The 13,807-nt window shown below is 34.4% G+C and carries 13 protein-coding genes; 7 read left to right on the top strand and 6 right to left on the bottom strand.

Translation table 11 applies throughout. The annotated features are described in order from the left end of the window. Positions 1-23: 23 nt before the first annotated feature. From GQR98_RS10270 to GQR98_RS10260, 3 genes are all read left to right on the top strand, one after another. Positions 24-809 (top strand): membrane metalloprotease, encoded by a 786-nt coding sequence (locus GQR98_RS10270; protein ID WP_159019413.1) that lies wholly within the window; start codon positions 24-26, stop codon positions 807-809. A gap of 154 nt (positions 810-963) precedes the next feature. Then, entirely contained in the window at positions 964-2,001 is a 1,038-nt protein-coding gene (locus GQR98_RS10265; RefSeq protein WP_159019412.1) for a hypothetical protein, read from the top strand. A 162-nt stretch (positions 2,002-2,163) separates the two neighbouring features. Next, complete coding sequence (locus GQR98_RS10260; RefSeq protein ID WP_159019411.1) at positions 2,164-2,628, top strand: hypothetical protein; 465 nt, start codon at positions 2,164-2,166, stop codon at positions 2,626-2,628. A 109-nt stretch (positions 2,629-2,737) separates the two neighbouring features. On the opposite strand, the gene gyrB is transcribed toward GQR98_RS10260, so the two are convergent. The 3 genes from gyrB to GQR98_RS10245 form a co-directional block, all read right to left on the bottom strand. Further along, complete coding sequence (gene gyrB / locus GQR98_RS10255; RefSeq protein ID WP_159019410.1) at positions 2,738-4,687, bottom strand: DNA topoisomerase (ATP-hydrolyzing) subunit B; 1,950 nt, start codon at positions 4,685-4,687, stop codon at positions 2,738-2,740. Positions 4,688-5,032: 345 nt separating this feature from the next. Next, positions 5,033-5,551, bottom strand: a complete 519-nt coding sequence (locus tag GQR98_RS10250) for a DinB family protein (protein ID WP_159019409.1) — start codon at positions 5,549-5,551, stop codon at positions 5,033-5,035. A gap of 3 nt (positions 5,552-5,554) precedes the next feature. Continuing rightward, complete coding sequence (locus GQR98_RS10245) at positions 5,555-7,327, bottom strand: ABC transporter ATP-binding protein (RefSeq protein ID WP_159019408.1); 1,773 nt, start codon at positions 7,325-7,327, stop codon at positions 5,555-5,557. 339 nt (positions 7,328-7,666) lie between these two features. Between GQR98_RS10245 and GQR98_RS10240 the strand changes: the two genes are divergently transcribed. From GQR98_RS10240 to GQR98_RS10230, 3 genes are read left to right on the top strand one after another with little or no spacing between them, the layout of a single operon-like run. Beyond that, entirely contained in the window at positions 7,667-8,281 is a 615-nt protein-coding gene (locus GQR98_RS10240; protein WP_159019407.1) for a fumarylacetoacetate hydrolase family protein, read from the top strand. Between the two features lie 22 nt (positions 8,282-8,303). Next, positions 8,304-10,217 (top strand): DUF294 nucleotidyltransferase-like domain-containing protein, encoded by a 1,914-nt coding sequence (locus tag GQR98_RS10235; protein WP_159019406.1) that lies wholly within the window; start codon positions 8,304-8,306, stop codon positions 10,215-10,217. A 1-nt stretch (position 10,218) separates the two neighbouring features. Beyond that, positions 10,219-10,884 (top strand): PolC-type DNA polymerase III, encoded by a 666-nt coding sequence (locus GQR98_RS10230; RefSeq protein WP_159019405.1) that lies wholly within the window; start codon positions 10,219-10,221, stop codon positions 10,882-10,884. A 59-nt stretch (positions 10,885-10,943) separates the two neighbouring features. Here GQR98_RS10230 and GQR98_RS10225 read toward each other — a convergent pair whose 3' ends face one another. The 3 genes from GQR98_RS10225 to GQR98_RS10215 form a co-directional block, all read right to left on the bottom strand. Continuing rightward, on the bottom strand, positions 10,944-11,507 hold the full coding sequence (locus tag GQR98_RS10225) for a porin family protein (RefSeq protein ID WP_159019404.1): 564 nt from the start codon (positions 11,505-11,507) through the stop codon (positions 10,944-10,946). A gap of 175 nt (positions 11,508-11,682) precedes the next feature. Beyond that, a complete protein-coding gene (locus GQR98_RS10220; RefSeq protein WP_133965327.1) occupies positions 11,683-11,907 on the bottom strand; it encodes a hypothetical protein in 225 nt (74 codons plus the stop codon). 252 nt (positions 11,908-12,159) lie between these two features. Further along, positions 12,160-12,441, bottom strand: coding sequence for a hypothetical protein (locus GQR98_RS10215; protein WP_159019403.1), 282 nt, complete (start codon positions 12,439-12,441; stop codon positions 12,160-12,162). A gap of 359 nt (positions 12,442-12,800) precedes the next feature. Here GQR98_RS10215 and GQR98_RS10210 point away from each other — a divergent pair, with 359 nt between their 5' ends. Further along, positions 12,801-13,772 carry an IS110 family transposase gene (locus GQR98_RS10210; RefSeq protein WP_159019402.1) on the top strand — a complete coding sequence of 324 codons (972 nt, stop codon included), beginning with the start codon at positions 12,801-12,803 and terminating at the stop codon, positions 13,770-13,772. Positions 13,773-13,807 lie beyond the last annotated feature (35 nt).

The following is a 13,807-nucleotide window of genomic DNA, read 5'->3' as shown; positions in this document are numbered from 1 at the left end:
TTATAAAATAAAAACAAAATATAATGAAGTTTAAAATATTAATACCCTTTCTATTTCTCTTGATAATAAGTGCATGTTCTAAAGATGAATCTGAAGAAGACAATGATACAGATAATACGATATCCAAAGTATTAAACCGACAAGCCACAGGAAGTTCTGCTCACGATTTACTATCAGATGACACCTTTACAAGCATAATTATTGAAGTTGTTTACGTAGAAGGATTTGAACCTACGGAAAGTGCTTTAAACAATTTCACTACTTTTTTAGAAAACCGGACCTATAAACCAAATGGTATTACTGTTGAAAAAAGAGCAATTCCTTCACCTGGAAAAACCACTTATAGTTTAGAAGATATTGCCGACATAGAGACAGAGCATAGAACACACTATAACACAAGTAACCAAATTGCTGTTTGGGCTTATTTTTCGGACGGAAAATCAGACAATGATTCTGAAACAGATAATACCGTAGTATTAGGAACTGCTTATTGGAACACCTCGTTTGTAGTTTATCAAGAAACGGTAGAAAGCTTTAGTAATAGTCCGTTTGAGCCAGACAGAACGTTATTAGAGACTACAGTAATTAATCACGAATTTGGGCATATATTTGGGCTTACAAATTTAGGGACACCGCTACAAAGTGAGCATGAAGATGAAGAACATCCAAAACATTGCAATGTAGAAAACTGCTTAATGTATTGGGCATCAGAATCTGCTGTAAATCTAAGCGATATGGCAAGCATGAGTACCGCTCCACAACTGGACGCTCAATGTATTGCCGATTTACAAGCCAATGGCGGAAAATAAAACCTAACAAAAAACTGATCAACTCTTAAACCCTCAATAGAATCATAATATGATGCAGTGTTTTTAACACCTGAAATTAATTTTGAAAAAAAATAAAACCGACTTGGTTATAATTTCGTAGGTATCGATAACAACGAAAAAAAACACAAATATTATGAAACAATTAAATTCAAACAGATTTTTAGCAACTCTAGTTTTAACCTCAATATTGGCATTCTCATGTAGTAATGATGACGATAACAATATGGAAATGGAATCCGCTAGTTCTACAACAGTTTACGCATCGAACAATTCCGATGGTAACATTACTATATATGATGTTACAAATTCTGCAAACATTACAACAAAAACACTAATTACAACATCTACAGCTGCCGATGGTATTTACTTTGATAACGACTCCGATGCTGTTATACAAGCATCACGTTCTGGTTTAGGTCTTGAAGGTTTTTCAAACATTTCTAACCTTTTAGATAACGCTACAATTAACGCAGACATTGACGGAACTATGGATATGACGAGTCCAAGAGAACTTGCCGTTAACGGAAACACTTATGTTGTTGCAGATAATGCTGACGTAGATGGAGATGCAACTACACCAGATGGTAAATTATTTATCTATACACGCAACGGAAATTCTTTCACCCTAAGAACTACTATTACTACCGATTTTAAACTTTGGGGTATTACTTTTAAAAACAACGATTTGTATGCTGTAGTTGATGCAACAAATGAACTTGCTGTTTTTACGAATTTTACAGCTAACACAAGTAACGAAACCTTAAGTGCTTCTAAAAGAATAGCAATAGAAGGCATTGTTAGAACACATGGTTTAACTTATGATAGTGCTTCTGATGTTATGGTAATGACAGATATTGCAGATGCCACTAACGGTCAAGACGATGGTGCATTTCACATCATAGAAGACTTTACAAGTAAGTTTAACGATACTGCCAATGGAGCAACCTTATCTGCATCTCAACAAACACGAGTATCTGGAACCGCTACACTTTTAGGCAACCCTGTAGACGTAGCTTACGATGCTACTACCCAAACCGTATTTATTGCCGAAGCTGGTAACGGCGGTGGTAGAATTTTAGCTTTTAACAACATTGGTTCTGGAGGAAACATGACACCTACTGTTAACAATAGTTTAGCTTCTGCTTCTTCAGTATTTATATATAAAAATTAAAAATTTTGAATTAGTTTTTATAGCAAAAAAAGAACACCCTTAGGTGTTCTTTTTTTGTTCTATATATTATTATTAAAAAAAACTATAGGGTAAACTATATACTAAGTGTCTTATTAATGAAGGCTTATTAAAAGCTTAATTAATCATTAAAATTTTAAAGAGATGACATTATTTAAAACATTAGTATTCGCAATAATTATAGGAAGTTCTTTTGCAACGTATAGTCAAGAAGCAGAAGTTTCTCAAGACGAAAGAATAGATAAAAAATCGTATTACCAAAAACGCGCATTAGAAGATGCCAAATACGAACAACAATTTACAGCTGATTCAAAAGCTGATGATGAAATTTTTTGGGAAGATCAAAAAACCTATGAAAAGAACCTAAAACGAAACGACAAAAAAGCGTACCGCGCTTACATGAAGGGCAAAAAAGATGCTTACGCAAGCCATTACGAATATTGCGACAGCCATTGTCACCATAGCGATCATTACTACCATCATGCTTCTTTTTACTACTATGGTTATAGCAATAACTATTACAACAATAGATATAATAACAGAAGTACAGTTAATACGAGAGTTCGAGTAAGCACACCAAGCGTAAGAGTTGGCTTGGGGTTATTCTAGAAAAGTATATTATAAAAACTTTGCCCCAAATTAGTCCTACATTAATAGCCAAATAAAAAGCGCCTGTCTAAATTTAGACAGGCGCTTTTGTATATAAAATGAATATGTTTTACGCGTCAATATTTGCGTAAATAGCATTCTTCTCAATAAACTCTCTACGAGGTGGTACTTCATCACCCATTAACATAGAGAAAACTCTATCGGCTTCTGTTCCGTTTTCAATTTGAACTAAACGCATCGTTCTAAATTCAGGATTCATAGTGGTATCCCAAAGTTGTTCTGCGTTCATCTCTCCAAGACCTTTATATCGTTGTATCTTAGATCCATCTCCAAATTCTGAAACAATAGTATCACGCTCAGCATCAGACCATGCATATTGTTTTTTAGCACCACGTTTTACTAAGTATAATGGCGGCGTTGCAATGTAGATATGTCCGTTTTCAATAAGTTCCTTCATGTATCTAAAGAAGAACGTTAAAATTAAAGTAGCAATGTGACTACCATCGATATCGGCATCACACATAATCACTACTTTATGGTAACGTAATTTTGAAAGATTTAAAGCTTTACTATCTTCTTCAGTACCAATAGTTACACCAAGTGCTGTAAAGATATTTTTTATCTCTTCGTTTTCAAAAACCTTGTGAACCATGGCTTTTTCAACGTTTAATATTTTACCACGAAGTGGAAGAATAGCTTGAAACGCTCTATCACGACCTTGCTTAGCCGTACCACCTGCCGAATCTCCCTCTACAAGGAATACTTCGCATTTTGCAGGATCTTGCTCAGAACAATCGGATAGTTTACCAGGTAAACCACCAATACTCATTACCGTTTTACGTTGTACCATATCACGAGCCTTTTGAGCGGCGTGACGTGCTTGTGCAGCTAAAATTACTTTTTGAACAATGATTTTAGCATCATCTGGATGTTCTTCTAAGTAATCGGTAAGCATTTCTGATACTGCTTGACTTACAGATGCAGAAACTTCACGGTTACCTAATTTTGTTTTGGTTTGCCCTTCAAACTGAGGCTCCTGTACTTTTACAGAAATAATAGCGGTAAGCCCTTCACGGAAATCATCACCAGCAATATCAAACTTTAAGTTTTTTAACAATCCTGATTCATCTGCATACTTTTTAAGGGTATGAGTTAAACCACGACGGAAACCAGAAAGGTGTGTTCCACCTTCATGTGTATTAATATTATTTACGTAAGAATGTAAATTCTCTGCGTACGATGTATTATAAATCATAGCAACCTCAACAGGTACACCATTTTTCTCACCTTCAAAAGCGATAACATCTTTCATTAAAGGCTCACGAGTGGCATCTAAATACTTGATAAACTCTTTTAAACCTTCTTCAGAATGAAAAGTTTCACCTTCAAACTCACCATCTTCTTTTACTGTTCTTCTATCAACTAAATGAATTGTAATACCTTTATTAAGGTAAGCTAACTCACGTAAACGACTTGCTAAAGTATCATAACTATACTCTAAAGTTTGTTTAAAAATAGTTTCATCTGGTCTAAAAGTAACTATAGTACCACGTTTGTCCGTTTCTCCTATTTTCTTTACAGGATATAGGGCTTTACCGCGCTCGTACTCTTGTTCCCAAACTTCTCCATTTCTATAAACGGTAGCTCTTAAATGTGCAGATAAAGCATTTACACAACTTACACCAACACCGTGCAATCCACCAGAAACTTTATAAGAATCTTTATCGAATTTACCACCAGCACCAATTTTAGTCATTACAACCTCTAGAGCCGAAACGCCTTCTTTTTTGTGTAAATCTACAGGAATACCACGACCATCATCTTCAGTCGTAATCGAGTTATCTTCATTGATAATTACTGTAATATTATTACAATGTCCGGCTAAAGCCTCATCAATCGAGTTATCGACAACCTCGTAAACTAAATGGTGTAAACCACGTACACCAACGTCGCCAATATACATCGACGGACGCATACGCACGTGCTCCATACCTTCTAAAGCTTGAATGCTATCGGCAGAATAATTGTGCTTGTTAAATTCTTCTTTCTGTTCGCTCATAAATTATGAATTGATATTATTTTATTATTAATATGAGACCCTGCTTTTTATACAGGATTAATGAAATTCTAATATTCTATTTTACGCTATGTAAAAAAGATTCAGTATTTCATTAGCATAAAAAAAAGATGCTATAGAGCATCCTTTTGAATACAAACAAATATACGAATTAAAATGGCATTTTAAATACACTTTATCGACTTGACGCAATAATTATTAACATTTGTTAATTTTCGAAAAACGCCTTAAAACGCCTTAAAAGTGCTTTAAATTAAATTAAAGCTATCATAAAGCATACTCTAAAACAATAAAAACAAGAAAGTGTCTTAAAATTGATATTTTGGATTATAAATACAACGCTTTTATGATATCTATATGCCAGATTTCGTGCCCTAGCACCATAAAGGCGACTGCTCTTGCAGACATCGCTGCTCCGTTAGCATTCCCTACAAATTCTAGATCTTCGTTGCTTAAACTCTGTATTAAGGCATTTGTACTTTGGCGAACGCTTAAATATTCGTTTACCAAAATATCCATAGATTTTTGGTTTGCTTTAGAAGGTTTAATATAATCATCCTGCTCAAAACCTGCCATAGCTGTAGCATCGTGACGCGCCATTCTAAAACAACGATACCCCATAACACGCTCGGTATCTATAATATGCTGAAAGACTTCTTTTACGGTCCATTTATTTTCGGCATAACGGTATTCCAATTTATCGTTTGGGATAGCTTTAAAAAATTCAACTACCTCTGTTTTCCCTAAATCAAAACCTTTTTTTAGTGTCCAGCTTTTTGGCACTTTACCTATATAGCCTGCGTAAAACTCGTTATACTCGGTTGTTCTTAAATCGGTTACTTTCATGTATTAAATTTTTGCTTGATATGTGTATAAATCATAATAACGTGCACCTAAAGCAATCAGTTCATCGTGCGTGCCACGTTCTACAACATGGCCGGCTTCGATAACCAAAATTTGATCGGCTTTACGAATTGTACTTAAACGGTGTGCAATAACTATAGTGGTTCTATCTTTTATTAATTCTGATAAACTCTTTTGAATTAAAGCTTCACTTTCGGTATCTAAACTCGATGTGGCTTCATCTAAAATAATAACCTTCGGATTTGCAAGAATAGCACGCGCAATAGCCAAACGTTGACGTTGTCCGCCAGAAAGTTTTACACCACGCTCCCCTATTAACGTTTCTAATCCGTCGTCAAATCTATCCGTAAACTCATTAACATAAGCCGCTTTTACAGCATTTTGTAATTCGGCTTCTGTAGCGTTTGGTCTCGGAAACATAATGTTTTGCCTTATGCTGCCTTCGAACAAAAATTCATCTTGCAGAACCACACCTAAATGCTGGCGATAACTACTTAACCTTACTTTAGATAAATCTTGATTATCAATAGTAACTTTACCTTTTTGAGGCGTTAAAAACGTTGCTGAAAGTCCTGCTATAGTCGACTTACCAGACCCTGAACTCCCAACTAAAGCTGTTACAGAACCCGCCGGCGCTTTAAAGTTAATATTATGCAAGACATCTTTACCTTCCTCGTAAGAGAACGTTACATCTTTAAATTCAATATCACCTTTTAATGTGTTAAGCTCTATGGTTCGGGCTTCGTTATCTTCTTCAGCCGTCATATTCATAAGCTCTTCGGTACGATCTAAACCAGCTAAAGCTTCGGTAAGTTGGCTACCAATGTTACTCATTTGCACAATTGGGGCAATCATAAAACCAAGGACTAAGGTGAAGAAGAGAAATTCACCGGTGGTCATTTCTCCTAAAATCATATAATAACCACCAATCCCCATAATACCTGTAGTGGCTACACCTATTAAAAAGGTAGAAGAACTGGTCATTAAAGCGGTTGCGGTTAAACTCTTTTTTACATTCTGAAATAATTTATCAACACCTTCTTCAAAAACAATATTTTCTTGCTCTTCGGCATTAAAGGCTTTTATTACGCGCACACCAGCAAGCGTTTCGGTAAGTCTACCTTTTACCTCAGCGTTAATTTTTCCGCGTTTTCTAAAAATAGGACGAATATATTTAAAGGCTCTAAGCGCGATATATCCAAAAATGGATAAAGGAACAAACACAAAAAGCGTCATCCATGGGTTTAAATCTATTAATATCACTAGAGAAACAATAGCTGTAAACGATCCACCAACAAGCTGTACTAAACCCGTACCGATTAAATTACGCACACCTTCCACATCGCTCATAATTCGAGATACTAAAGCACCAGATTTGGTATTGTCGAAGAAGCTAATAGGTAGAGAAAGTACTTTTTTTTGTACCTGCGCTCTTAATTCGCTTATTAAGTATTGGGCCTGTACGCTTAAAATTTGTGTTAGTAAAAATGAGGTTACCGCTTGTACTGTAATAGCCGCTATAACGATACCTATTAAATTGTACAACATCGAGATATCTTTGTTTGGTACAACATCGTCTAGCAATACTTTACTTTGCCATGGCAATACTAAACCCGCCAAGCTGCGAATTACTATTAATAACAAACCTAATAGAACCAATTTCCGGCGTGGCCAAATAATGGTTTTAAAGGCTTGGGCCATCGTGACTTTTTGTTTTGTTTTATCTTTGGGTGATGTGGATTCTTTAAGGTGTTGCATGTGAAAATTTAGTATATTGAAAATACATGTCAATAAAGATACCACATGTAGGGATTATGACATATTTTCATTTGCTTTTTTTTAACAACAACCTAACATATTTACACTACAACTCGCTGTAAGTTTTAATTTAACAGACTAGCCTGCGTTAGGGATTGAAGCATTTGTTGGAGCTCTTTTTGTGTGGTTGCACCTATGCAACACAAAAAAGCGACTGCTGAAAGCCCGACCCTTATGGTAACGCCCAAATTATTTTCGAGGAAAAGCACTTTTTTAAATGGCTTATTTACTACTTTTATTTTCTCTTAAAATTTGATTATAAACTATAAAACTAAGTAGATGAAAGTTATTGGAATTGGAAAAAATTATGTGAACGATAAGTCTGAAATTAGCGCCATTAAAACGGGTAAACAGGTTATTTTCACAAAGCCAGATAGTAGCGTTGTAACGGGTAATGCGGATGTTGTTTTCCCGGCAATTACAAACCAATTGGCTTACGAGATAGAGTTGGTAATAAAAATTGGAAAAACGGGTAAAGATATTAGCTTGGAAGATGCTAACGGTTACATTTCGGAAATTGCTGTTGGTATTGATTACACAGCGAAAGATGTACTTGCTGCAAGCCGCGAAAATAAAGGCCCTTGGGCTTTAGCTAAAGGTTTTGATGGTGCCTCACCTATTTCTGGTTTTAAGCCTGTTGCTAACTTCCCAGATTTAAACAATATTAATTTCGATTTGGTTATTAATGGTGAACAAAAACAGGTTGGAAACACCGATTTTATGATTTATAATTTTGCTGAAATTATAGCGTATGTATCGAGTTTTATGACCTTAAAAGAAGGTGATATTATTTTTACTGGCACACCTGCAGCTGGTGTTGGACTTAATGTAAAAGGCGACCATTTACAAGCATCGATTGAAGGTGAATTACTTTTAGATTTTAAATTAATATAATTTTCACACCGAAAACAAACTTATGAAAAACTCGATTGCTGAACGTGTTTGCGATTTCTTAAAAATTTATCCGCCCTTCGATTTAATAAAGTTTAAAAAACTTTTAGAAATCGCCGAAGAAACGGTAATTGTTTACCTCGAAAAAGGTGACACTTTATTTAAGGCAGACCAACCAGCAAACGAGTATTTCTATATTGTAAGAGCTGGAGCCATTAGCTTGTTTCATACAGAAAACAACACACAAGAACTTGTTACTATTAACGATACAGGAGATATTTTTGGCGTGCGCCCTCTTATTGCGCGCGAAAATTATAAATTAACGGCTACGGCAAACGAGGAGACTATTATTTACGCCTTGCCTATTAAAAACTTTCAATCGGCTACAGAGAATAATGCCAAGGTTTATCAATATCTTATTACCGCTTTTGCAACCAACGCCTACGACTCTTACACTACTGAGGAAAACAATGCTATTTTTAAAGATTACCTGCCAAACACCTCGCAAGACATTGTAAATTTCCAAACGGCAAACTATACAAAAACACCAATTACCTGTCCAACAACATCTACTTTACAAGAAGCTGCAATTTTAATGTCTCTACATAAAATTGGCTGTATTATTGTGGTAGACCATAAAAAACCTGTAGGTATAATTACCAATAGTGATATAAAAAATAAAATTGCAACAGGCAAATTTCCGATTACCACAGCAGTTACAAATATTATGAGTTCACCTGTAATTACGGCTAAAAGAGATTTAACAGTTGCCGATGGCCAACTAAAAATGATAAAGAACAGTATTGGTCATTTATGCATTACCAAAGATGGCACGGTAAGTTCTCGCCTAATTGGCGTACTTACGCATCATGATGTTTTGGTTACTTTAGGAAACACACCTTCGGTAATTTTAAAAGAAATAAAACGTGCCAACCGAACAAAAAAACTACGCATAGCACGCTTAAAAGCAAACACATTACTTAAAAGTTATTTAGAACAAAATATTCCGTTAACACATATTATTAATGTTATTTCGGAAATTAACGACGCCGTAACCATTCGTGCCGTTGAAATTGCTTTAAAGAAAATGCCAACAGAGCCACCAGTTGCTTTTTCTTGGCTAGCCTTAGGTAGCCAAGGCAGAAGAGAACAACTACTGTTTACAGATCAGGATAATGCTTTAGTTTTTGAAGATGTACCGGAAGATAAGTACGAAGAAACTCAGGCTTACTTTTTACAACTGGCTAAATACGTAACCAAATCGCTTAATAAAATTGGTTTTGAATATTGTGAAGCTGATATGATGGCGATTAACCCGGAATGGTGTAAATCGATTTCTAAATGGAAAACACAATTTCAGAATTGGATTTTAAGTCCTGATGATAAAGCCATTTTGCTATCCTCTATTTTCTTTGATTACTCTCGTGTTTATGGTAATGAAAAATTAGTTGACACCTTATCGGAAAGTATTTTTGAAGCCTTAGGCGGATCGAGCCTTTTCTATAAATTCCTAGGTAGCGAGGCTATTAAAAGCCCTACGCCTCTTGGTATTTTTAAACAATTTTTGGTTGAACAAAATGGTGAACAAAAAGATTTGTTTAATATTAAAAGTCGTGGTTTAATGCCTTTAATTGATGCTGCGCGTTTACTAGTACTAAGCAATCAAATTAAAAACGTAAACAATACTTACGAGCGCTACGAAAAAATGGCAGAAATAGACCCGAATAATAAAGAACTTTACGAGTCTTGTGCTTATGCTTTTAAGGCTTTGTCTAAATTTAAAACCAAACAAGGTTTACTGCACAATAACTCTGGGAAATTTATAAAACTAGAAACTTTAACTAAGGAAGAAAAACTAAAATTAAAGCGCTGTTTTAAACCCATACACGATATACAAGAGACTTTAAAATTACGTTTCGATTTAAAAAACTTTATCTAAAATGGAATTTAATTGGTTTAATAAGAAACAAGACAATTATCCCGAATTTTATTTGGCCTATTTAGAGCGTTTTAAAAAGAAAGCTAAAGGCCCCATTGAGGATACGCGTTTTGTGGCTTTTGATACAGAAACTACAGGTTTTGATAAAAAGGAAGATCGTGTACTATCTATTGGTGCGGTATCTATTGTTCATAAAACTATACCTGTAAGTAATAGTTTTGAGCTTTATATACATCAGGATATTTTTAAATCTGAAACCGTAAAAATTCATGGTCTTATGAAAAACGGAGATTATGAAAAAGTAACCGAACTAGAGGCTATTGAGGCTTTTTTAGAATACATTCAAAACAGCGTACTTGTGGCTCACCATGCTGGCTTCGATAAAAACATGATGAATGAAATGATGTTACGCAACGGTTTAGGAAAACTAAAAAACAAGTTTATCGATACCGGCGTGCTCTTCAAAAAATCTAAGCATAAAATATATCAAGATACCTTGCAGAAGCATTACTCGCTAGACGATTTATGTAAAGAACTTAACGTCCCTAAAGTGGATAGACATACTGCTAGTGGTGATGCCTTAATAACGGCTATGATATTTTTGAAAATACTTTCCCGATTAGATAAACGCAAGCATTTAAAATGGGGCTATTTACTACACGGCTAAAACTAAAAAAACCGAAACACTAGGCTTCGGTTTTAAATATCTTAATTTATGCTGTTGTTTTAGAAAAAGAAATAACCAATAGACACTTGCATAACTCCGTTTTTATATTTGTCATTAAAGCTATCGACATCATTAACATCTGATAAGCCTACATTATAGCGTGCTGAAAAATTAAGTCCGTTGTCTAATTTATAGCCCAACCCAAAGTTGACACCTAAATCTAAACCTTTGTAACTATCTTTTAGATTAACATCGTCTTGCTTAGCAGAAATTAAAAAGCCTAATTGTGGCCCAGCTTCTAAGCTTAAGCTTTTAGTTAAGTAATACTTCCCCATTAACGGCACGGTGAGATAATCTAACTGAACCGTATCAGATTCATCAGAGCCTAAAGAAAAACCTTGACCAGAATACAAAACCTCAGGTTGAAAAGAGAATTTTTCCGAAAGTGGCACCTCAGCCACAAGTCCGTAATTAAAAGATGTTACCGTGTCAAACCCATCGGTATTATCTCCAGTGATTGAAGCAAAGTTCAACCCTAATTTAGCACCAAATTGAACATCTTGAGCGGTAACTTGTGTTAACCCAAAAACTGCCATCGCAGCAACTAGTAATACTTTTTTCATAATTAAAAATTTATTTGTTATTTAAAACAAAGCAAATCTTTTTTTCATGATTGAAATGCTATTTAAAATAGTTTTAACCTTTTTAACCAAATTTAACAAAACCCTGATTAACAAATAATTAATACCCAATTAAACACAAAACATTAGATTTTCAGCTCTAAAAAACCGATTAAAATTATTCTACAATTTCGTAGTCAATATCAAGCTTTCGCAAAGCACGTAAAGCAGAACCTGTGTTTTTATCGTCCAGCTCAATATCTACAGGATCACCTTCTAAAAGGATGTCCGTAAGTTCATTTGCCAAACCATTATCTATCCCTGTTGAAATCTCTACAATGCATTTGGCTATAGCTCTTCTATCTGGTCTTTGAGCATCACAAGACAATAAGTTTATTTTCATAATAATATTTTATTAAGGCAAGATACTAAAGTTGAGCTTGGTTGGGTTGGATAATTTGGGTTACTCCTACTTTTATTTTATGATTGAGTTCTTTATTCGAATGCTTTTCGGTATTTACTACCTGTTTTCTGAACGTTAAAATCTAGATGTTTTATTTGCGATGTAGTGGTACTAATATTTATTTTTCCCAGTGATATTCTTCAGGTTAGTCTAGAGCAAATGCATTCATATCAGAACGATTTATTTTATTTATCACCTCAAAATTATCGCCAAACTTCTCAATTCAGTCGAACGAATTGAATTTGAATAGTCCGAAAAATATTTTTCAAACTCAATTAGTTTTTCTCCGTTTTCAAATTCAAAACCGAGACAATCAACAACGATTTCACTCATAACTCCATTTAATTCAAAAACAGATTCATATGATTTTAATGTCCGACCTAAGGATTTTAGAATTTCATTTTCAGGATTATTTTTAATTTCAGAGTCTAAATCTGATAATAATATGTCTTTTGCCGCACTAAAGCTCCTCATTTTAAACTACCCCTAACTACATTAATAAGAGTCAGTTACGGATTAAATATACTGAAATTCTTGATTAAGCACAGGCTTTAGCAATTATGGCTGGATTCGAACGTAATCGAATCCACCGTAATTGCATTTATACTTCTTAAGTTAGCATTTAAATAAAAAAGACTAATTTAAACATATAAAATAGAAAGCACAAAAGAGAGGAATAAGGTTAATTTATACGGAGAGACTTCAGATCTCGTCAACATTGTAAATCCCCTCTCTTTTCTACACAGATTTCGAACAGTTCTGTGAGGCTTTAAGACCTCGATTTTAAGTCGTTGAAACTCGCGTAGTATGTCCTTTCAAAAAAATAATTTGTTATGAATAAAGATATTAAATATTTTGGTATTGACATTAGTTATTTAGTTTTTGATGTCACAGATTCAGATGGTAATTATTATCAGTTTAAAAACAAGGTCTCAGGCTTTAAAGCGTTTAGAAAACTCTTAAATTCTGAGAGTCATTGTGTGATGGAAGCTACAGGTTACTATCATTATCAGTTGGCTTATTATTTGTTTGAAGAAGGTCTAAATGTTTCAGTAGAAAATCCGTTGTCTGTAAAACGATTTATCCAGATGCGACTATCCAAGGTTAAGACAGATAAGAGTGATTCAAAACTTATATGTTCTTATGCTGAGCAAGTAGAGTTAAAACTTTGGAAAGGTAGTTCTAAGGAAGTACAGGAGTGTCTTCAAATTACCAGAACCCTTTCTGTATATACAAAACAGCGAACAATGATAAAGAATAAACTTCATGGTGAATCTGTTTTAGGGGAGCCAAGTAAAGCCATTGTGAGATCTTTAAAGCGTAGTTTAAAACATTTAGATAAAGAGATGTCCAGCTTAGAAGAGTTATTGCTAGTTTTAGTAAAAGAGGCTCATAAAGATTTATTTACTCGAATAAAAACCATACCAGGAATCGGAAAAAAAACATCTATTATGTTAATCGTTTTAACAGGTGGTTTTGAACGCTTTTCGAGTGCAGCAGAATTATGTAGTTACGCAGGATTAACTCCAGTGATTAGGCAAAGTGGAAGTAGTATAAAAGGACGACCACGCATTAGTAAAATGGGCAATCAAAAACTCAGGAATTTATTATTTATGTGCAGTTTTACAGCTTGTAAATACAACAAAGCATGCAGGGATATTTATGAACGATTAGTAGCAAAAGGAAAGAGTAAAAAATTAGCATTAATCGCGGTATGTAATAAGCTACTAAAACAAGCTTTTGCTATTGCAAAATCGGGTTTAATATTTGACAAGGAATATAAAAGTACACTAGTGAAAAATTAATAAGATTTTACTTGTTTTTTAGCACAGTACTTGTT

It is taken from the genome of Algibacter sp. L3A6 (assembly GCF_009796825.1).
In the GTDB taxonomy this organism is placed as follows: Bacteria; Bacteroidota; Bacteroidia; order Flavobacteriales; family Flavobacteriaceae; genus Algibacter.
Note: the sequence above shows the minus strand (reverse complement) of the source record. Positions and strands in the feature narration are given on the sequence as shown.